Source organism: Bradyrhizobium sp. 197 (assembly GCF_023073375.1).
In the GTDB taxonomy this organism is placed as follows: Bacteria; Pseudomonadota; Alphaproteobacteria; order Rhizobiales; family Xanthobacteraceae; genus Bradyrhizobium.
The window spans coordinates 184,433-205,108 of the sequence record NZ_JADPJJ010000092.1 but is presented as its reverse complement, the minus strand read 5'-3'; the positions used below and the strand labels follow the sequence as shown (position 1 = coordinate 205,108).

Below are 20,676 nucleotides of genomic sequence, written 5' to 3'. Positions count from 1 at the left end.
TGCTTTGTCATCGGCTTTTGACGTGCCAATGTTGCGCGGAAGGCTAGCACAGGGAATGCGGGATGGAACGACAAAGCCCGCGCAAGGAGGCAAGAGTGACAGGGAGGCTTGTGACGTCCGATCGACTGCAACGCTTTCGCGATCGTCTCAGTCTGCCTTTGATCGCGGCGCCGATGTTTCTGGTGTCGGGCGTCGAGCTCATGGTCGCGGCCTGCCGGCACGGTGTGATCGGCAGCTTCCCTACTGTGAACTGCCGTAGCGCGGAACAGCTTGAGGCGTGGCTCACCGAAATTGAGACGCGGCTGCGGCATCGCGAGGATCAAACCGGTCGCACGGCCGCGCCACTCTGCCCGAACCTGATCGTGCATCGCTCCAACGCTCGGCTGGAGCAGGATCTCACTGTGCTGCTGCGCCACAAGCCGGAGATCGTCATTACCTCCGTTGGATCGCCCGAGCCGGTGTTGAAGCCGCTGCATGAAGCTGGCGCGCTGGTGCTGGCGGACGTGGCCTCGATCCGCCACGCCCAGCGCGCGGCGGAGGCCGGCGCCGACGGGCTCGTACTGCTCACCGCGGGCGCCGGCGGGCAGACCGGCTGGCTCAACCCGTTTGCCTTCGTCCGCGCGGTGCGCGCATTCTACGATGGCATCGTCGTGCTCGCGGGCGGCATCAGCGACGGTCGCGCGCTGCATGCGGCCGAAGTGCTCGGCTGCGATCTTGGCTACATGGGCACAAAATTTATAGCGACGCGCGAGAGCATGGCGGACGAGCGTCACAAGCGAATGCTGGTCGACGGCAGCGCGGACGACATTCTGCTGACCACCGCGTTCACGGGCCTGCAGACCAGCATGCTCAAGCCGTCGATCGTGGCAGCCGGTCTCGACCCCGACGATCTGCCGGCGCGGGGCGCGATCGACATCGGCAAGGACATCGACGTCAACGCACGCGAGAGCCGCCCAAAGCGCTGGCGCGATATCTGGAGCGGCGGGCATTCGATATCGGGCGTGACCGACGTGATGGCGGTCGACGATCTCGTCGCGCGGACGGTCGCCGAGTATCGAGAGGCGGGGTGACCGCCTCTCCCCGTAAAACTGCGGTGGCCGGCAGGGGCCTTTTGTCCCCATCACAGTTAATCGAGCGCTCCTTCGAAGCCCCTCACTTAACGGCAGATTAACCAACGCCCGGCAAGAATCCCTCTCACGGCGCCAATCAGGACCGAGAGGGACAGGCGATGGACTTCGACTATCTCAACGCCAAGACGGCGGCTTCACTGGACGAAATTCGCGTTCGCGTAGCCCATGCGCTGGCCCGCCATCCGCTGTGCCGCAGTGTGCGCTTCGACATTGTCAGTGTCCCCCGCACCCGCCGGGGCGGCAATTGGACGGTGACGTTGCAATCGGTCGAGCCGCGCGGCGTCTGGGAGGCCTCGGAGATCGTGGCCGACATCCAGGACGCCTACGATCTGGCGCTAGCTGCCTGATCTTCTTGAGTTTTTCGGGCGATGTCGCCGCAGCCTGCGCGATTGCCGCCGCAATGGCTCGGTTAGGCCTTAATTATCGCCCAGTTTCCAAGCAGTGATCACGTGGACTTGAAGTCGGACGCGGAGAGACGTTTGTCGAAAGCCATCACCATCGTCGTGCTGACCTGCTTCCTCGTCCTCGGCGCCGCCACCACTGCCATTCTCGGCCGTGACAGCGTGCCAAGCGTCAGCGCTGAGATGATCTCGCAGACGCCGCCTAAGCCGCTTGCAACCAACCGGGCTGCCAAGGCCGACCGTCTGGTTCCGACGCTGGCGCTGGCTTCGGCCGCAATCGACCCGGTTCAGGTTCCAGCCGACAAGCTCTCGCAAACGCCCGTGCTGGCCGAGCCGCTGCGCCAGGCGTTCGCTGCCGCCACGCCGTCCGATTTCCCGACATCCAAGGCGAACGTGAACGAGGCTCCGGCCGCTTCAGAGGTTCCGGCCGTCGAAGTCCCGGCCAAGCCGAAGGTCGTGGCCAAGCCGCAGCCGCAGAAATCCTATTCGCTGCTTTCCGACGTGCAGATCTCGGGCATCCGGGACCGTCTGAAATTGTCATCGTCGCAGGAATATTACTGGCCTTCGGTCGAGACAGCGCTGCGCAACGTTGTCCGCAAGATCTCGGCAAACAAGCTGTCCAATCCGAACGTGCAGGGCGTGCCGATCGATCCCAATTGCGACGAGGTCCAGCAGTTGAAGTCGGCCGCGATGCCGCTGCTGTTCCAGCTGCGTGACGACCAGAAAGAGGAAGTGCGCAAGCTTGCCCGCATCATCGGGCTCGAGAAGGTCGCGCAGCAAATCTGACGCATAGGTTAGGGAACCGCGCGCTCGCTTCTGGAACATCGGGCAATCCCAAGACGTTACCCGCTCCAAAGAGGGAGTGGATCGATGCGCGCCTCGATAGCTTATTTCGTCGGTGCCGGAACGATCGTCGCCGCCATGGCGATTGGTCTCGGCGGCGGCATCGTCGCCGGCAATATCATGCACCCAATCGCGCCCAAGCAGGGGCCTGATACCGGCAAGATGGCGCAGCGTGCTGAACCAGTCGCCGCACCGACAACAACGAGTGCGCCCTCGGAGCGCGTCCAATATCTCACCGGCTCAAAAACGTTCGGCGCGATAGTCGTCGTGCCTGCGCAGGCGCAGGACGAAGCAAAGCCTGAGCCCAAATCCGAGACGCAGACTACCCAGGCAAACGCTGAATCGCCCGCGCCGCATCCCTCGCAAGCAGCCGCAGTCGAGCCGCCCAAGGAGCAATTCAAGCCGGCAGCCGCTTCGCCTCCGCTAGTCGTAAAACCCGCCGAGCAGCAGGCTTCGACGGTGCCGTCCTCTTCATCTGACAATGCCAAGGACAATGCCAGTGCCAAGGCCAGGGATTCTGACGTGAAGCGTGCCACGTCCGAACGGCGCCGGATGGATCGCCGCGAACGTTGGGCCGAGCGCCGTCGTTACGACCCCCGCGAGCAACGCGGCATGCGCGATCAGACCGATTGGGACGACGTCGCGCGCAACGTTCGTGAAGATTCCAGCACTCGGGACGTCGTGATCCGTCCGGGCAGTGGCTTCCCGCAGATCAGGATGTTCGGTGCCGACGACGATTAGCGCCTGACACCACCTGTTCGCCGCCGCGCACGCGATCGTGAGCGGCGGTTCGTTCTGGGGAGGCGCTTGCCTCCACTTTCAACTTCCAGACGATCTCCGTTCAATGCATGATTGACGTAGCCAGCCAGAGGCCGCGTCATGGTTTCCATGTCAGTGCATCTGTTGTGGACGTCCGCCGATAGCCTCATCGTGGCCTTCGCGCTCGCATTCATCGTTCCGCGATGGCATGTGCTGCCTCTGATTCTGATGTTCGGCGTTTGTGACGCACTAGGCTCTGCGCTCGGTGTCGGTGTGCCGGCCGAAGGCGGTCTTGCCGCGGTCGCGCTGATCTCGTGTGGCGCGTTGTTGGTCCTGCGTCTTCCGGTCGCACATCGCCTGACACAGGCGGCGGGCTGGGTCTACGTCCTGCCGCCGCTGCTTGCGATCGACAATGTCGTGTCGCACGCGCCGGACCATGTCGGTCTTGTGGCGCTGTCGAGCGCCGCGATGGCTGGCCTCGGATTTTCGTGCGGAGCCGTGGCGTCCGGTTGGTGCAACGCGAGTCTCGAAAGCGGACGGTCGTTCGCCGGGACCTGTCTGCTTGTCGCTGGAAGCGTTTTGGCATTCGGGGGCTAACCATGCCCACTTCCGTCACGACCCGCAGCTACGACCACGCCCGTACCGGTGCGAACAATTTGGAAACGGTGCTGACGGCGACCGCCATCCGCACGAAGGGCATCGTCAAACTCTTCAGCCTTCGGATTCCCGACGATCCAAGGCTCGAGGCGCAGCCGCTGGCGGTCGGCGGCGTGCACATGGCCGATGGCAAGACCCGCGATTTGATCTTCCAGGCCAGCATGGGCAACTGGGTCTATGCATTCGACGCTGTGACCGGCCACCAGATCTGGGCGACGAATCTCGGACGCCCGATCGTCGGAACGAGGGCGATCGACGGCCACATGACCAACGTCCGTTGGGGCATTCTCTCGACGCCCGTGATCGATGAAGGCGCAGGTATTCTCTATGCCTGCGCCTGGATCAGCAACGACGGCAGCGTCGCCAAGGGGCAGCACTTTCTTGCAGCGCTGCGGATTCGCGACGGCTCGAAGGTGCACGGGCTCTTGAATCTCGAGGGCGCGGTCTACACGCCGCCGGGCGGTTTGCCGGTGCAGAAATTCGTCTCGGCGCAACGCAAGCAGCGCAGCGCCTTGACGCTGACGCGGAACCACGTGCTGATTCCCTTCGGCACGATCGCGGAGACGTCGAAGACGGCGCGTGGTTGGTTGATTGCGGTGGACGTCCATGCCTGGCGGCTCGCTGCCACATGGTGCTCCACCGTCACCGGCTCCGGCGGCGGATTGTGGCAGAGCGGGGCGGGACCTGCCGTTGCTCCCGACGGTTCGATCTATGTCATCACCGGCAACGGGGCGTTCTCGCCGCAACATGGCGACTTCGGCGAGAGCATCGTGCGGCTCGCCTTGCGCACGGGAAACCACGCGCATTTCGAGGTCACGTCGTGGTGGGCGCCATGGACCGACGCTAACCGGGTCGGCGCCGCCGCGGTCGCAGCGGCCGCGGACGACGATGACGAGGCGGCCTTGCCGTCCAACGTATCCCTGCCTTCCGTGATTGCGCATGCCAGGCGCATGGGAATGCCGCTCAAGCCTCGTCATGCGCGCGAGATGCCGCATGTCGCGGTCACGTCAGGTCGCAGTGCAACCGATGCGCAGATCGCGCCGATCGTGGCGCATCACATGGAGGCGATGAACGAGTCGATGTGGAGCGACCAGGATTTCGGTTCCGGCGGTCCGGTCTATGTCGCTTCCGCCCATGCCGTGCTGGCAGCGGGCAAGGATGGAGTCCTCTACACCGGCAATGCCAATGCGCTTGGCGACACGCAACCGGGCGATCTTGCGGCCGGCCATTTTGCGGCGAACTACGACAAGCTTCGCATGCCGCCGATCCTGTACACGTATTTCGATCCTGGCGTGCCGCCGGCGCCGGCGTCACCGATGGAGCTGAACCTGTTTCCGGGCGGCGCGACGCGTCACCTGCATGGCACGCCATTGTTGTTTCAGTCCGCCGTCCACGGCACGATGCATTTTGTCGGCGGCGAGAACAGCGCCTTGCGGGCGTGGTCGATCGCAGCCGACGGGACCACGGCCTATCTCGCCGGTGGCAATGAGATCGCCTCGCCGCAATCGCCGCGTCCGCCGGGCGGCATGCCCGGCTGGAGCATCACGCTTGCCGCCAACAACGGCGCTGATGGCATCATCGTGGCGATGGTGCCCTATCAGGACAGCAACATGTTGCTCAGTCCGGGCCGCTTCCTGATCTACGACGCGCAGAATTTCGCCACCAATCCCGACGGCTCCAAGCGGCTCCAGGTGATCTGGGACAGCGAGAACTGGGGACCCGAGCACGCCTTCACGCATCCCAAGTTCAATCGTCCGATCGTCTGGAAAGGCCGCATCTATCGCCCGACCTATGACGGGCGCATCGACGTCTACGGCCTGACCCAATAGCGCCGGCGAGATTTGTGCGGTGGACGCAAGTGCTCACCCGCCGTGGGAATCCACGACCTTGCGGCAGCCATCCGAAAGCTTCGACTTGTTCTCGCGCAGGCAGGCATTCATCTGCGGCGGCTTGCCGATGTGTTCGGCGCAGAATTTGCCGGCATCGCTGCGGCAGGCCATCTGCTCCTGCGGGGTCGGACCGGATTGCGCAGCGGCGGGCAGGGCGGTGGTGGCGAGCAGCAGCGCGGTAAGAATCGAAACTTTCATAAAACACCTCTTTGAGAAGGTCGTTGGCCTCGCCTGGGATCAAGCGAGCCGGACCATCTCGCGAAGGCCGGACGCAGGTCCATGCCATGTTCATGGCATCGGCCCGCCCGCTCCGCCGCCGTACCCCCATTTTCATGGCATATATCCGCGCGCCGTCATTTGTCATTCAGGCTGCACGTCGGCTGCGAGACCCGGTGATTGCATCGGGACGCCGAACGGGAAGCAGGAGAGCAAGATGTCGAAAAGAGCGGGAGCGCTGAGCGGCGGGCTGACGGTTTTGGCGCTGACAGGTGCGGCGATGGTGTCGCTGGGCACGAGCCCGGCGCAAGCTGTGGTCTATTGCAAGACGGTCGGCATACCCAAGGGCTGCGTGGTGCGGCCGACAGCAGCGGTGGTGGTTGCGCCGGCCGCCGCGGTCGTGGTGGCGACGCCGGGTGTCGGTGCGCCCGGTGTCGGCGTGCGCGCCGGCACGCCGATGAATCGCGGTGGTCCGGTCAATCGCGTCGGCGTGCGCTGAGAACGACGAAAGAGTTCGTGCGAAGGAGCCTTGCGGACGAACCCCCCGTCCTCCGCAGGCAAATTATCCGGCCCGTCCCTCTCTCCGCGCGTCCCACACGTACGGAGAGGGGGCATTTCAGCCGGCGGCGGCATCGCTGTCGGGAAAAATCTGCGGCAATTGCAGCCGCACGCGCGTGCCTGAGGAATCCGAACTGAGATTGAGTGTCGCCCCGCAGCGCGCGGCACGGCTCCTCATGTTGCGCAGGCCCCGCGCGGTCTGGCTCGCCTCCGCGGCCCCGTCGCCGGCATTGGCAATACCCTTGCCGTCATCCGCGACCCTGATCACACCGTATGGTCCCTGACCTTCGTCGACCGTCTCGATGGTGACCGCGATGTGGCGGGCCTCTGCGTGCTTGACTGCATTGGTTACGGCCTCGTCGAGGATGCGCACGATCTGGATGACGTGCCATGGCCTGAGTTCGGGATGCAGCGGCAGCCCCTGCGGCGTCGCAACCTGCCAGTCGAGCGCGATCTCGTGCGGGCGCAATTGCGCGGTCGCGCGCTCGCGCCAGGAGCCGAGTGCGAGCATCAGATCGCCGCCGATGTCGTCCATGGAATCGATGACGAGGCGCAGGTCCTTCAGCGCGGCGCGGGCGGCGTCGGTGATGGTGGGGCCCTCATGGCCGCGCTCGGAGAGTGCGACGATGCTGACGAGCTGGCCGCCGAGGCCGTCATGCAGGTCTCGCATCAGCCGCGTGCGCTCATTGGCAAGCGCCGCTGCCCGGGCGCGCTCCTCCTCGCGGGCAAAGCTTGCCTTCAGCCGCTCCTCGGCCTCGCGCACGCGCGTCACGAGCTGCCCGGCAAAGCTGTCGACCTGGTTCAGTGCGCGCGCGAACCGCCAGGTCAAGCCGGCGCCGATCGCGACCAGCATCGCCGAATAGGACAGCCGCGAGAGGAAGATGCGCTCGTTGGGCATGATCTCGAAGGCCGAAAGCATGTCGTGGGCCCAGCAGGTCAGCACGATGGTCACCGCGCAACCGAGCGTGAAGCTTGCCGCGTCCTGCCGCCGCACCACCGCGGCAGCGGTCACGCAGGCCATCAGGAACAGGCAGAGCCCGACGGTGGGGATGCCGAGCACGAGAAACAGAATGCGCGGCAGCGGCGGACCTGCGATCAGCCCGACACCGAACACGACGAGCCCCGGCGCGAACAGCAGCATACCGTAGCGCGGCCAGCGCCAACCGAAGAACAGCACGCCGAAGACGACGACCAGGCCGCTCTCGATCGGTGCGGACGCAAGCAGCACCGCGGCGAGCCGGAATGTGTTGACGGGGGGGGCACCGGTGGCGGCGCGAAGGCCTGCACCACGCCGAGGACCATCGCCACGGCCAGCACGCCGTAAACCGGCTCGCGGCGGCGCATCAGCCACATGATCGCGAGGATGACGGCGAGGATCGCCTGCCAGGCGGAGAACACCACGGGTAACGTGACGAACAGCAGCGTGCGTGTCTCGTAGGCGGGCCGCAATTCGGTATCCGGCCCGACATAGACGGTGTCGAGAAAGCCCTTGAGCGGTCCCCAAACAAGCAGCCGCACTGTGATTTCGTTCGCGCCCTCGCGCAGCAGCGAGGAGGGAATCGACCCGATCTGCGGCGTGTTGCGGTCGGGCCGGTTGGCATTGGCATCGCGTCGAGAATCCAGGATGACGACGCCGTTGACGGCGACTTCCACCGCGTTGCTGAAGCGCGGCAGGAATACCGACCATCCCGACGCCATATCGCCGCGGTTGAGCGCGAAGGCGCCGGTGTAGAGCGGCGGGTCGGTCAGGGAATAGCGTGACGACGTGAAATGCGGCAGTGTCACGGGACGCGCCATGCCGTCCTCGCGCAGCGCGAATTCGCTCAGCGCGAAGTCGTCGGGGTCGCTGGGCTGGAGCAGCCGCAGCCCGAGGATGGTGACGACCAATATCAGCGCCTGGAGCAGCAGATAGGGCACGAGACGCGAGACCAGCAGCCGGCGCCGCGCGGGTTTGACCGGTGCCTTCGCCGCGATCTCGCTCACAGCTTGATCAGGCCCTGCTGTACCGCCTCGAACACCGCTTCGCCGCGGGTGTGCACCTCGAGCTTGCGATAGATGTTCTTGATGTGGCCGGGCACGGTCTGCCTGGACAGGCCGAGATGGCTTGCGATCTCCGCGTAGCTGAAGCCTTTCGCTATGCCCCAGAGGATGTCGATCTCGCGTGGGGTAAGCCTTGCGGTGTTGAGCGCCGGACCCGGCGGAGGCTCGGCTGCATTCTGCGCGGTCCCTTGCGTTCTGCGCACGATGAAGCGGGCGATCGAGGCCGAGATCGGCGAATGGCCCGCGACCAGATCGCGCACGGTGGTGGCGATATCCGTGGGGAACGCATCCTTCAGGAGATAGCCGGTGGCGCCGACCGTGATCGCGGAGATCACACTCTCTTCGTCGCCGAGCGCCGAGATCACCATGATCTCAGTGTCGGGAAAGCGCCGTCTCGTTTCGCGGATCAGCTCGACGCCATGGCCGTCGGGCAGCCGCAGATCGGTGAGCAGCACGCGCGGCGCACGCTCGCCGAGCCCCGAGCGGGCCTCTGCGAGCGTGCCGGCGCTGCGCACCTCGTAGCCGGCCTTCACCAGCGCGTCCTGGAGCCGCCAGCAAGTCGGCGCGTCGTCCTCGACGAGGAGGATGGTGATGGCTTCACCCGTCTCGCCCCGTTCGGTCATGATCATCGTCCCGCACCGCGTGTCCCCCGCGGCGCAAGGTCAAGCTTAGCCGCGGCGCGGACACCGCGACACCCATAATCATGGGGGCGCATTGTCACTCTTCCGCTCCCTCGTGGACGGCGCCTAATTCTTTGCCGCGGCCGATGGCGTCGACGGCGCAGGCAGACGCTGTACCGTGATCCGCGCGGTGCCGCTGTTGTTCTTGTAGTATTGTTCGTCCGGCCCGAAATAGTCGGCGTCTTTCGCCGGAACCAGCCATCTCAGGAAGCCCGGGTAGATCTGTACGGCGTCGTTGACGTAGAAGAACAGCTCGCCGGAATCGGGTGCGATGAATTCGGCCACCATCCGGTCTGCAAGTTTCTGCGTGTCCCAAAGCTTGCGCGCCGTCTCGTCTGGCGGAAGCGCATCGAACGTGCCGATCGTCGCGATATCAGCCTTGAGTTTCGTCAGCTTCGTCGCATCGACCGTGCCTGATTCCTCGGTGTTTTCGATGCGGACGGGATATCTGTTCTTCGGCTCATCCCGAGCGTTTTCCTCGGGAAGCGTCGGGTCAATGCGGCGCGGCAGCTCATCTGCCGACATCGCGTTCACGGCCAGCAGCGGCTGATCGTTCAGGCCCTTCTCGCCGACGCGCACAACCGGTTGGAACCAATCCGCACCGGGCAGTCGCCGGGTCGGCAGAGCGAGGTAGTGGTGATTTTCGTAGGTCTGGAATCCGTTGACGCCGGTCATGATCGTGCGGTCGAACCAGCGTTGGTCGATATCGATCCAGACCCGGTATTTGCGGCCCTTCTCCACGGTGAGCCTGCTTGCCCAGCAGAACTGGTTGACATTGAACAGCTCGGTCGCGGGAAGCGCGCTGTCGCCCACCGGCTTGGCCGGCGGAATGTCCGTCGAGATGTTCGCGCCCTTTTTCTTCGCCTCTGCGGCCTTTGTTTCCGGGGTCTCGCAAACCTGTCCGGTCGCGACGCGCCAGGTGAAGAAGCTGCTCGAAGCCAACAGGACGACCGCGGCGTAGATGGCAGCGATAGAGGCGATGGGAAAGATGATTTTGGTGAACGGAAAGCTCATCCACCACGCCTGTCTCTGCATGAAGCCGCCGAATTTGAACAACAGGCTCATCCGGCTGAGATTTTTTGCGCTCGCCTTGCGCTCCGGCCGGTACCAGGCGAGCCGCGCGCGCTCCTGGATGCCGTCACGAAGCGAGGAGTTGATGTGCCAGACCCACCACGTGGCGAGCACGACGAGCGAGGTCGCGACAGGATAGTACAGTGCGATATTGAGCCATGGCGCTGCATAGGAGGACAACAAGCTCTTGAGCAGATTCGCAAAGGTGCCGAGCACGGCGCTGAAGCCCCAGTCGATGTTGCTGACATACGCGCGCAGGCTCTTGCCGGATGTATCTATGATCTTGTGGGCGATCCACGGCCAGGCGGCAATGATCCCCGTCATGATCAGCAGCGAGAAATAGGCCACGCGTCGCCACCACACGGCACCGCGCGCGAGATTCGCCATGTTCGCGTCTGGCGCATTCATCCCAGTGAAGGCGTCGGATTCCTCCTTGCTTATCGGGCCCTTCGCTTTTTTCACATAGGCGTCGTGCATGGCCTGGTGCGCGCTGCCATTGGTGAGTTCCCTGATGCTGCCGTCGGGCATCAGCACCCGCGCGTTTGCTGGCAGCATGATCGGCGCATAATCGTCGCATCCGAACAGCATTCGCTCGACCACGGCGAAGTGAACCACCGGTTTGCCGCCGTTCGCATCGCCTTCGAGGATCGGCCGCGGACCGTAGCGGTAAAGCACGGCGGCGCCGCTGCGTGAATCGTGCTTTGGCCCGATCGCCGATTGGTACTCGCGGAAACGCTCGATCGTGTCCTTCTGGAAGCGCAATTGGCCACCGAGCTGCTCGGCCATCCAGACCAGCGGAACGAAGGAGAGGGTGGAGTCCGGATAGCCGCCGCCAATGTCGGAATGGACTCCCGCAAACCAGACCTCCTTGACCGTCTGTCCCTCCGCTAACGCGCTCTGGTCGATCCGTAGTGGGTGGAAAGTGGTGCGCTCGTCGTCGAGCGCGAGCGCGTGACAGATGTGCTTCGCCTTGCGCGAAGGCCGGTGATTGCGGAACGAGATCGGCCAGATCGACCAGTCGATCGCGACACGCAGTTCCTCGATCGGCACGCCGAAAGCCTCGACGCTGTCGAACAGCCCGAGGAATTCGATCTTGACGTTCTTCCGGCCGGCCATGGCCTTGCGGACCGTGCGGTAGAAGCGGTGGAAAAACAGGCGGTGATAGACAAAGAGCAGAACGTCACGGATTATTCGGGCGATCCAGATCGTCGGCAGGGTCTTGTAGAACGGTACGCTCGATCTGCGGTACTTCCGCCAAGCCGTCATGGCGTTGCGGGCCATCTCGGCATGCGAGACCGGCTCGCCCTTGATTTCCGCCGGCACCAGGCCCTGGCTCGCGATCAGCGATGCCAGGGTGCGCGCGGTGAAGGCGCCGCGGCTGAAGCCGAAGATGTAGATCTCGTCGCCCTCTCGCCAATTCCAGCACAGGAAGCGGTACAGCTTGCGGACGTTGCCGGGCACGCCGATGCCCGTGGCGCCGTCGAGCGCGGCGAGCGGCGCCCAGCCGGCGGTGCCGACGCCCTTGATGTAGTAGGCAATCTGGTCCGGCTGGGTGTGGTCGAGCGCTTCGTAGAGACGCCAGACGCTGGATTCCTGGGTGGTGAACGCATTGCCGGTGCCGTCGGCGAACAGCACCAGCTTGCGCTTTGGCGGGATGGCAGTGGTGGTCCCGCCGGCATGCGTCTCGATATGCGCGTGTTCCGGTCCGGCAGAATCGGCGTTCGGCGCACCATCCTGGTGTGGCATGAGCCCCTCCGGCAATTCGACGGGGACGCGCTTCAGGCCCGAGCCGGGCAGCACTCCCCGGAGTCAATTAACGGATGCAATAATTGCGTCGTGAAAATGCAAGTGCATTCTGCACACGATCCCGCTGAGGTAGCAAGCAGGAACGCGCCGTCGCGGCAGGGGCCCCGGCGAACGGGGAGAGGCGGAGTGTTCAGCCTTTACCGGCCATTGCCACGGCACGCGCCGCCGGGGCCGATATGGTAGCCGCGCGGGCAAGCATGCGCGGCCGGGTTGGCATAGTTCCTGAGGCAGCCGCCATTGGGACCGCGGTGCCAGCCGGCGCCGCAGCCGCCGGCGACTGCGATGACGTCGCCATTCGCGCCCGCACCGAGCGGGGCGAGCGGCATGGCCTGAGCAGAGCCTGTGATCGCGCCGAGCGCCAGAGCTGCGGCAAACATTGTTCGCATCATGTCTTGTCCTCCCGAATGACGCTGCTTCAATGGCCGGCGGCGAACGCACTGCCGGCACGCACTTCGGCGATGGCCTGGTCGATCAGCCCGATCGCCTTCTCGCGATGGCCGCCCTTGTTCGGCTCGGCCTTGCCGAGCTCGACGCGCGCCGATTGCAGGATCGCGATGGCTTCGTCCATGTGCGGCTGCGCGCCCAGCGCGTAACCGATGCAGAGGCTGGTCGCGATGGCGCCGCCGAGCACGAGGCTGCGGGGTAGAGAGGTTCGCATGTCGTCGTCTCCTCCAGCGGGCGTCAGGCTGGGCCGCCCGTTTGCCCGGATGCGGACCCTTATGTGCCGGGAAGTCGCACCCGCCGCCTGAATAGGGCCCGCTTGTGCGAGCCGTCTTGGACTGTCCGGCGCCGACGGCGGCGCGGCTTGGACTGACCGGCGCAGCTTGATTCACGTTGGCGTGCTGATAGCCTGCGCTTGCCGGTGTTTGGCAGGCGTTCATTTTAGACCTGCCAGGCTTCGGCACGCTTCCGTGCATGAGCTTTTCCCAAACGTCCTTTTGGAAGGTCTTTCGATGTCCGTCATCCGGAAGACGCTTTCGACCGACATGTTGCCACGGGACCTGTCCGACCGGCAGCGCTTCATCCGCTTCGCCGAGTTGTTCGAGCATTTCTCCAACACCGGCGAGCTCGATCCGGCGTCCGACGTGCCGTTTCGCGCCACGATGAACTCGATCCATATCGGCACCACCATGCTCGGACGCTGCGACGGCAGCTTCGTCACGGTCCGGCGCGAAAAGCGCCAGGTGCTTGAGACCGGCGACGACCGCTTTTGCCTCGCCCGCAACACCGGCGATCGTCCTTCGCGGGTGGTCCATCGCGGCCGCGAATTCACCATGCGGCCGGGATCGATGGTGCTGCTCAAGCTGGACGAGCCGTTCTTCGCCGCCGACGGCGCGAGCCACAAGCGCTTCACCAACGTGCATCTGCCGGTCGACACGCTGCGCGCGATGGTCGCCAACGTGGACAATCTCGTCGGCTGTGAACTCGAACCCGGCGGCGCGCTGACGCTGGCGATGGACTACAGCGATCTGCTGCTTCGCTATCCCGGAGCCGTCGACGAAGCCGACATGGCGATCGCCGCCCATCTGCTCGATCTCGCCGCGATCGGTCTCGGCGCCCGCAGCGATGTCGCCGTCGCCGCGCGACGCAGGGGCCTCCGCGCCGTGCGGCTGAAAGCCGTGTTGTCGATCCTCGAGGCGCGCTTCCACGAGCCAAACTTTTCCGCGCAAAGACTCGCCGCCGCTGCCGGCCTCTCCGAACGCTACGTCAACGAGTTGCTGTTCGAGGCCGGCGCCAGCTTCACCACGCGCCTCAACGAGCTGCGCCTGCGCAAGGCCGCCGATCTTCTCGCCCATCGCGAAGACCGCATCAGCGACATCGCCTTCGCCTGTGGCTTCAACGACCTGTCTTATTTCAACCGCTGCTTCCGCCGGAGGTTCGGCCTGACGCCGACGGCGGCACGGGGGAATTGAGGTAGGCCACAGATGGGTTGACTTACGGGAGGACACCCTCGAAATCTCTCCTGAGCGTATCCCGAAAGGCATCTCTACGAAGCCTCTCCCCGCGGCGCCGGATATCGCCGGGCCAGCGCCGACAACGGCAAGTGTCGCTCGCCCTCCGGCAGCTCCAGATACGCCAGCACCAGCGGCCGCTTCCAGTCGCGGACGCCGAAATCCATCGCCATCCATTTTTGCGGCTCGGGGCCTTCGAGGCCCCGGACCCAGACGAAGAAGCGGGGGAGGTCGTCGGCGTCCGCTTCCGTCGTGCGTCTCCTGGCCATTGAAGCTGCTCGCTGCATCACCATCCGTTGCGGTAGGATATAGGTATCGGCTCGCTGAAGTCGAACTCCCGGCCGCGGGTCCTGTGAGGCTGGACCGGTTGGCTAATGCGCAGGTCTGAAGATATGAACGAAGCCGGGTTCGATGGCTGGGGCGGCGCCTCGAACGTCACGAAAAAGCTGATCGGCTCGTGGTCCCTCGACCGGGTCATCGAAGGCCAGGCCACGATGCAGAGCATCGCGGTCTTCACGCCACTGGACAGCGGGTGGTTGGCCTATCGCGAGCAGGGGTATCTGAAGCTTGCGAACGGCACCATTGTGCAGGCCGAACGCGAATACGTCTTTCGCAGCAGCGACGGGGGATTCAGCGTCTTCTTCAGGGAAGATCCACCGCGGCTGTTTCACGAGATTTCGCTGTCCGCATCTTGCCGAGGAGAGCTGAGCGGACGTGCGCGCCATCTTTGCAAGCGCGACAACTATCAGTCGGCCTACATGTTCCTGCCGGACGGAACGTTCGTTGTCCGTCATGTCGTGTCGGGTCCAAGCAAGGACTACACGATGAATACGACCTACACGCGTCCGTCGTGATCAGGCCGGCGCGATTGCGACGGCCGTCCGCCTTTCACCGCCAGAGCTCACTCTCCGCAACGCGGTTGATGTCGGCGAGCCGGCGATTTGCGTCGGCGTTTGGATCGTTGCTCGCAACCAGCGTCAGCAGGCGCTGATAGGCGCCGTCGGCGATTTCGACCGGCAGCGGGGCCTCGTCAAAGGCCTCGACATAGCTGCCGACGAGGCCGCTCAACAGGCGGCACAGGCCGCGCTGAGCGGGATCGTCCCGGCCGAGCGTCTCGAGCTTCTGCTGGAATGTCCGGAAGGTGCGCAGGCCGTGGTGCTGTTGCGAAAGCCACGTATGCAGGTCGGTCTTCAAGAGGCTGTTGTAGGATTCAACAACTCGGTCGTTGGTTCGATCCATCAGGACCGCCACGAGATTCGGTTGGTGCTTAATGATCTCGGCAAGGCAGCCCAGGAAGCCGCATTGCGCGAATTTATCGACGCCATTCTCGATCTCGCGGGCGAGACACGCACCTGAAGGGCAGTCGTTCAAGCGGAAGATAGTTATTGGAGGCGCGAGCTTCTTGTCGCGTAAGCCTCCTTGGACTTCATTGCCGTCAACGAAAGAGGAAGCGCCGAGCTAGGCAGTTCTGTTGAACTATACTGTCAGCCCGTTCACTGTAGAGTACGGCGTTTCACGGCAAACTCTGCGTCTTCAATCAAAGCGGCGGCTTGGTCTTTCTGCTCGATGCCAGTGGCATCGAGCAGGCTTATATGTCTTCGATGTCCGAACTGAGCAATTCCGTTGGCAACAAGCACGAGCGAGGCCATATTTTGGTTTGCCAGCAACCATTTTCCAAGTAGTTGCATAAGCACTTCAAGACTGGTGCCCCCCTTAAGATTGCGGTCTATCCAAACATCCAGTGCATAAACGCGGTCTTTCTCGATCATGTCGTCGAGAGCTTTGAAGGCACGTTCTTCACCGAAGAGCCTTGAGTAGCGCGAATTCTTGAACAATGGATCGAGATGGGTTCGCCGAAAATCCAGCCAGCCTTGTGCGCTGCAAACGTCCCAAAAGTGCATCACGGCCAACTCCGACAACAAGTGCAGATACGGGAGGAGTGACTCCACTTGAGCGATCCGCGTAACGCCTTCCCGGCCTTGGCGTCCGATGCCGTAGTGATAGTCGATATGTTCCATGGCCTTCTTCTGGTCCGGGCATGCGTCCATGGCATCAGCGACGCGAGAAACGAGTGTAGGAGTTGCCGTATAGAGCGCAGCGTGAAGGAAGTTGTGGCTGAAGCGCAAGTGATCCCAATGCTTCAGAAGAAGTCCTTCGGCAATCTGGGAGGGAAGCCGGTTCATCATTTCTGCGGTAATCCAATCGGCATCGACACCCTTCTGCTCCCAATTGCGCTCAACAAGATCGGCGCGCCGCCCAAGCGACTCGTCCAGCGCGACAGTAAGTCGATCCGACCATAGGTAGCGGCCAGCTTGCCACCAATAGGCGTCGTTCTTGCCGCGAAGCTTGTCTTCGAGTGCAGGAATTGCTGTGTGGTCACCGCGTTCAAGTCGTGCAAAGAGTGCCCGATCGAAGAGAAGCTCGGTGGGGCCAATCAACTTCAGGGCTTCAAGATCACCATCCGTCCGCGCTGCTGCCCAGAGCCGGAATGCTTGCTGTCGCAAATGCTCTTCATTTGACGGATTATTCCAAAGCGAAAGAAGTCGATCCTTCGACCGCGGCGACATTGGGTTTGCGTCACGGTTCTCGTACCGTGACCATCGATCAGGGGCCGAGCTGACGAAGGGCGAAAAGCTGTCCGATTGTTCTACCCGAGTCTGGATCGCCGCAAGCTCCCGGGCTGTGAACTCGATGGCATCTGGATTGTCGACCTCATGCAGAAGGTAGGTGATCGGCCATCGCAGGTCGTCGTTCGCCGCACGCTTGATCAGATACTCGATCGCGAACAAGGGTGGTTGCGATCGAAAGGCAAACCGCACGCCGTTGGCTGCGAGATCATCACGTTCGGATGGTAGGCCCTTTTCTTTCGGATCGGACGGTAGTGAGGCCCAGGCATCGCATATCGGTCCAAGGAAACGAGCAGGATCGGCCTCACAGCAGTAGGCTGCGGCTATCAAGTAATCATCAAGATGATTCAACCGGTCCGCGTCGTTGGCCCAGCTTGTTTCAATGGCCTCAGCTAGTATGGGATCGGCAATACTGGACGAGATGCGTATCGCTGCAAGCCGTGCCACCTCAGACAGATTTTCCTTGCGCAACAGGTCCACGATAGCAGCCGTTAGCTTTTTGCCGAATCGAAGCTTTACGTGTTCCATGAGACGGTCGCGCCATGGATCAGTCGACCCAAGGTCTAATCGTGCGCAAAGCTCAAGCCCGGCATTCACGTCGCCGTTTCGAAAGCGTGCTCCCCAACTATACCAACCTTGCTCTTGAAATAGAGCGATGATGCCATTAGTGCTGGGTGAGTCGAACTGCGATAAGATATACTCGGCGTACCATCGAAGACGTTGCTTCGCTTGGCTCCTCCCTTCCGCACTCGTCAAGAAGCGGGAAGTTGCTGCTACGAGTTTAGCGTGTACCGGGTTTTCCGGTTGAGATACGTTTGCTAAGGCATAGAACAATGCCAACGGGTTCGTCCGCTCAAGCATGGTGATCAGGGCATCTGATGATTCGCTATCAACCGGTATGCTACCGAGAATCTCGGCGAAGAAGGGATCACGCAAGAGTTCATCGTCGGGCTGACTGTCCTTGATACGGGCTGCAAGAGCCGATGCCAAAAGCACATCACGCACGCGGTCGTGGCGAAAGGCAATTCGATTGTTGCCCGTGCCAACAGGGAGCCTAATGATTTCGCCCTGCGCGGTTAGGTGGCGCAGAATCGATGTGATCGCATTGGATGCGCCGAACCACGACAGAATGTCACCCCAACTGGGGGTTAGGGTGCGGCGATCGAGCATCTCCTGCGCAAGCGACCGCAAAGCATCTTGATAGTCTGCGACCGTAAATTCGGCGCGCCCGACGGTTCGTTCTATGGACGACTCGATGAAGCGCGCAATGACACTGTGCGCATCCGGCGTTTGCCCGAATTCATGCAACGCAATCAACAGCGGATCATGTCCTAGCGCGACTGCAACAGCATCGGCATCCATGGCACTCACCGTGCGACCTTGTAGCGAGGCGCGTTGGCGCACAGCGGCACGGCTCTCGTCTGGTGTCATCGGCGGGCACAAGATGATCAGTTCATCATATTCCTTTCGCTGCTGGTCTTTGAGTGGAAACAGTGCCTGAGGCCAGGCCGGGCAAATAGCGCGACAGCGCGCGGGGGATGCCCCTTTCTTGTCGCTCCGCCGCCAGCTTGCAATGCGCGCCAGCAACTCGGATGACTTGCCGGACCGGTTGATGTCTTCCACCAGTATCAGGAATGGGAGCGCCGGTTCACATAAGGCCAGAGCCTCTGCTCCCGCGTCTGGCGCAAGATGCGGATGAAGTTGGCGCAACGCTTGATCGATCGCCTGGACCACCGAAAGACTTCCGTCGACCGACTCATGCGGTAGGACGAGACCGAACCCTCCCCGATCGACGTGTCGTTGCAGGAGCTTGTAGCCTGCCACTGATTTACCGAGACCGGCATCGGCGATTAACAGAACGATCTCGCGGCGCGCCGCGGCGAGGGTCCGATCGATGGAACGCTCGATCCACGCCTCGGGCTTGTCACCCGGGGGCTGAAAGATCGCGAGGCTGTCTCTCGATAGTTTGGCGAGCAGTTCCTTGGAGGGGCGTGTTTGTGGGATACCGAGGTATGATTGGCGAATCCATTGGCCGCGCGGGCTATCGAGAAAGTGGGCCAAGCGCGAGCGCGACCAGATATCGGCTTCCATTCCGAGTTGGCGCGCAGCCGCATCGACATCTCGCACCACCTCTTCAGAAGGTTCTTGATTCGTGGTCAGTACCAGTGTCGCAATGACGCTAGGATCGCGCTCACGTTCCTTTCGGACGATTTCGCCGGTCTTTATGAGATCCCCGGCGGGGGCGGTCGGCTTCGCCTTCTTGGTCTTGACCTTGCCTGGGTCGTGAAGCCACTTTCCTGCAAGACCCGCTGCTACCGTCGTCGTGTGTTGTGCGGCGACAAGGTGCCGAGGCGTAGCGCCTTGAACAAAGGCAATCCCGTCAACGGCAGCCTTGATGGTCTTGCCGTCCGCATTTACGCCGAGATGGGCGAGAGCCGTATAGCGCGGGTCCGCCTCGCGCAATACCGCGGTGGCGAGGCGCTCGAAGGCGCCGTCGTCCGTCATCTCCGATAGTTGTTTGGCCGTATGGGCGTCCATATTGGGCGTGCTATTCCTTTGTAAATGCAATGAAAAAATGCGCCTTCTAGTTGCCGCGCGCAAGTAGGATTCCGATGACGGTGTACTCAATATGGTTGCGATATAGCTGCTCGCCGTGGTGCCCGAGCGGAAGCGGCGAATATTCAGAATGTCTTGCAATCCTTCTTTGCTCGTGTGGCGAAACACCGCCGGTCGTGCAGCCAATACCAAGAATCCTCTCAGAAAAGATTCCGATTGACCGAAATTCGGAAATATCGTATCTTGCCGCTCATCCCGGCCCAAGGATAAGGGGCGTTTCGCGATCGTCACGATACGCGGGCGGGGTGGCGGTGGACGTGGAGGCATCGGCGCGCAAGCAATCGCAGGGCGGGTTTCCCGTGAGCGGTTGAGCGGCGCGCGAACGACCGGTGCGGTCCGCGTACGGCAAAAGCGTGTCGTCCTGGCGCCCGGGGTCTGTGCGCCAAGTCTTGCGGTGATGTGGCGGCCCGACCGGGTCCGCGCGTCAGCCATCCGCAAGGTGACGGGGGCAATAGTGCAACGCTCCCCGGGGAGAGCACGTCATAAGCCGTCAAACCACTGCGCAGGGGAGGCCGGGATGTCCAGGCTGCCCTGTATGCCGCTGTGCATTTGTCTTCGCAATTTGCGCACAGCGGACCGTGGGTGCCAGCCGGCACCCGTCCTTCCCTGCGCCCTTTCCAAGGAGGGGGCGTCAAGAGAAGCGCAAGACTCGGGCGCCATGCGTCGCGAGGCTGTACAGACGCGTCTTGCGGTTATTTGAAAATTGAAGTGTGCACGCACTCGTCCTGTCAGTCACCGCTGCAGCTCGCAGGCCGCCACGCGGTTGATGTCCGCGAGCCGGCGGTCGGCATTGCCCTGAAGGTCGATGCCCTCAACCAGTGTGAGGAGGCGGTGATACGCGCCATCGGCGATTTCGACCGGCAGCGGGGCCTCGTCGAAGGCCTCGACATAATTGCCGACGAGACCGTTCAACAGGCGGCACAGGCCGCGCTGGGAGGGATCGTCCCGGCCGAGCGTCTCGAGCTTTTGCTGAAAGATACGGAAGGTCCGCAGGCCGTGGTGCTGTTCGGAAAGCCACGCGTGCAGGACGTTCATATGCGCTCCTTCGAATTGCGGAAGAAGCTGCCGGTTTATACAGGAGGGAGGTGACGGTTGCTAGGGAGGGAATATCGGACTGTTGACCCAGTCCGCCTCCGCCAAGGCTTCGGCGGGACAGCCCTCGCTGCTTCGCATGGATAGGATTTAGCCTGGCTTGCCAAGCCGTAGCTGCGAAGCAGCGAAGGCTGGTGCCCCTGGCCGGAATCGAACCAGCACTCCTTGCGGAACTCGATTTTGAGTCGAGCGCGTCTACCAGTTCCGCCACAGGGGCCCTCGGTCAGCCCCAAACAGGGCGTCGCGAAGCCGGCGGACTATAGCCATGGACCGGACGGGGTCAACCCGCGCCAAAGTGATCCCAGCGTTCTCGACAGCCGCATGGGGCGGAGCTAGAGG

Annotated in this window: 20 protein-coding genes and 1 tRNA gene; 9 read left to right on the top strand and 12 right to left on the bottom strand. The window is 63.1% G+C overall.

Annotation, left to right across the window (positions count from 1 at the left end; translation table 11 throughout):
* Positions 1-110: 110 nt before the first annotated feature.
* From IVB27_RS21395 to IVB27_RS21370, 6 genes are all read left to right on the top strand, one after another.
* On the top strand, positions 111-1,070 hold the full coding sequence (locus tag IVB27_RS21395) for an NAD(P)H-dependent flavin oxidoreductase (RefSeq protein WP_247445461.1): 960 nt from the start codon (positions 111-113) through the stop codon (positions 1,068-1,070).
* A gap of 158 nt (positions 1,071-1,228) precedes the next feature.
* Positions 1,229-1,477 (top strand): hypothetical protein, encoded by a 249-nt coding sequence (locus IVB27_RS21390; protein WP_247339825.1) that lies wholly within the window; start codon positions 1,229-1,231, stop codon positions 1,475-1,477.
* A gap of 132 nt (positions 1,478-1,609) precedes the next feature.
* A complete protein-coding gene (locus tag IVB27_RS21385; protein ID WP_247445213.1) occupies positions 1,610-2,317 on the top strand; it encodes a hypothetical protein in 708 nt (235 codons plus the stop codon).
* Between the two features lie 84 nt (positions 2,318-2,401).
* On the top strand, positions 2,402-3,115 hold the full coding sequence (locus IVB27_RS21380; protein WP_247445212.1) for a hypothetical protein: 714 nt from the start codon (positions 2,402-2,404) through the stop codon (positions 3,113-3,115).
* Between the two features lie 138 nt (positions 3,116-3,253).
* Positions 3,254-3,730, top strand: coding sequence for a hypothetical protein (locus IVB27_RS21375; protein ID WP_247445211.1), 477 nt, complete (start codon positions 3,254-3,256; stop codon positions 3,728-3,730).
* A 2-nt stretch (positions 3,731-3,732) separates the two neighbouring features.
* Positions 3,733-5,619 (top strand): PQQ-binding-like beta-propeller repeat protein, encoded by a 1,887-nt coding sequence (locus IVB27_RS21370; protein WP_247445210.1) that lies wholly within the window; start codon positions 3,733-3,735, stop codon positions 5,617-5,619.
* A gap of 33 nt (positions 5,620-5,652) precedes the next feature.
* Here the strand turns inward: IVB27_RS21370 and IVB27_RS21365 are convergent, their stop codons facing one another.
* Positions 5,653-5,877, bottom strand: a complete 225-nt coding sequence (locus IVB27_RS21365) for a cysteine rich repeat-containing protein (RefSeq protein ID WP_247445209.1) — start codon at positions 5,875-5,877, stop codon at positions 5,653-5,655.
* Positions 5,878-6,112: 235 nt separating this feature from the next.
* Here IVB27_RS21365 and IVB27_RS21360 point away from each other — a divergent pair, with 235 nt between their 5' ends.
* Positions 6,113-6,394, top strand: a complete 282-nt coding sequence (locus tag IVB27_RS21360) for a hypothetical protein (RefSeq protein ID WP_247445208.1) — start codon at positions 6,113-6,115, stop codon at positions 6,392-6,394.
* 117 nt (positions 6,395-6,511) lie between these two features.
* Here IVB27_RS21360 and IVB27_RS43315 read toward each other — a convergent pair whose 3' ends face one another.
* The 6 genes from IVB27_RS43315 to IVB27_RS21330 form a co-directional block, all read right to left on the bottom strand.
* Positions 6,512-6,964, bottom strand: a complete 453-nt coding sequence (locus IVB27_RS43315) for a sensor histidine kinase (protein ID WP_247445460.1) — start codon at positions 6,962-6,964, stop codon at positions 6,512-6,514.
* Between the two features lie 584 nt (positions 6,965-7,548).
* Positions 7,549-8,436, bottom strand: coding sequence for a hypothetical protein (locus tag IVB27_RS43310; RefSeq protein ID WP_247445207.1), 888 nt, complete (start codon positions 8,434-8,436; stop codon positions 7,549-7,551).
* Positions 8,433-9,116: a response regulator gene (locus IVB27_RS21345; protein WP_247445206.1), complete on the bottom strand. Its 684-nt coding sequence runs from the start codon at positions 9,114-9,116 to the stop codon at positions 8,433-8,435. Before IVB27_RS21345 ends, IVB27_RS43310 begins: the two co-directional genes overlap by 4 nt.
* Positions 9,117-9,239: 123 nt before the next feature.
* Complete coding sequence (locus tag IVB27_RS21340; RefSeq protein WP_247445205.1) at positions 9,240-11,990, bottom strand: T6SS phospholipase effector Tle1-like catalytic domain-containing protein; 2,751 nt, start codon at positions 11,988-11,990, stop codon at positions 9,240-9,242.
* A 197-nt stretch (positions 11,991-12,187) separates the two neighbouring features.
* Complete coding sequence (locus IVB27_RS21335; protein ID WP_502916572.1) at positions 12,188-12,439, bottom strand: GCG_CRPN prefix-to-repeats domain-containing protein; 252 nt, start codon at positions 12,437-12,439, stop codon at positions 12,188-12,190.
* 26 nt (positions 12,440-12,465) lie between these two features.
* Entirely contained in the window at positions 12,466-12,708 is a 243-nt protein-coding gene (locus IVB27_RS21330) for a hypothetical protein (protein WP_247445204.1), read from the bottom strand.
* A 295-nt stretch (positions 12,709-13,003) separates the two neighbouring features.
* On the opposite strand from IVB27_RS21330, the gene IVB27_RS21325 reads away from it, so the two are divergent.
* The gene (locus IVB27_RS21325) at positions 13,004-13,963 is read left to right on the top strand and encodes a helix-turn-helix transcriptional regulator (protein ID WP_247445203.1); all 960 of its coding nucleotides are present in this window, start codon (positions 13,004-13,006) and stop codon (positions 13,961-13,963) included.
* Between the two features lie 74 nt (positions 13,964-14,037).
* On the opposite strand, the gene IVB27_RS21320 is transcribed toward IVB27_RS21325, so the two are convergent.
* Entirely contained in the window at positions 14,038-14,271 is a 234-nt protein-coding gene (locus tag IVB27_RS21320; protein ID WP_247339847.1) for a hypothetical protein, read from the bottom strand.
* 123 nt (positions 14,272-14,394) lie between these two features.
* Between IVB27_RS21320 and IVB27_RS21315 the strand changes: the two genes are divergently transcribed.
* Positions 14,395-14,856, top strand: coding sequence for a DUF6314 family protein (locus IVB27_RS21315; protein WP_247445202.1), 462 nt, complete (start codon positions 14,395-14,397; stop codon positions 14,854-14,856).
* A gap of 34 nt (positions 14,857-14,890) precedes the next feature.
* Here the strand turns inward: IVB27_RS21315 and IVB27_RS21310 are convergent, their stop codons facing one another.
* The 4 genes from IVB27_RS21310 to IVB27_RS21295 all read right to left on the bottom strand — a co-directional run bounded on the left by IVB27_RS21310 (position 14,891) and on the right by IVB27_RS21295 (position 20,554).
* A complete protein-coding gene (locus tag IVB27_RS21310) occupies positions 14,891-15,241 on the bottom strand; it encodes a hypothetical protein (protein ID WP_247445201.1) in 351 nt (116 codons plus the stop codon).
* A 254-nt stretch (positions 15,242-15,495) separates the two neighbouring features.
* On the bottom strand, positions 15,496-19,377 hold the full coding sequence (locus tag IVB27_RS21305) for an NACHT domain-containing protein (protein WP_247445200.1): 3,882 nt from the start codon (positions 19,375-19,377) through the stop codon (positions 15,496-15,498).
* Between the two features lie 600 nt (positions 19,378-19,977).
* Positions 19,978-20,280 (bottom strand): hypothetical protein, encoded by a 303-nt coding sequence (locus IVB27_RS21300; RefSeq protein ID WP_247445199.1) that lies wholly within the window; start codon positions 20,278-20,280, stop codon positions 19,978-19,980.
* Positions 20,281-20,469: 189 nt separating this feature from the next.
* Positions 20,470-20,554 (bottom strand) — tRNA-Leu (locus IVB27_RS21295).
* Positions 20,555-20,676 lie beyond the last annotated feature (122 nt).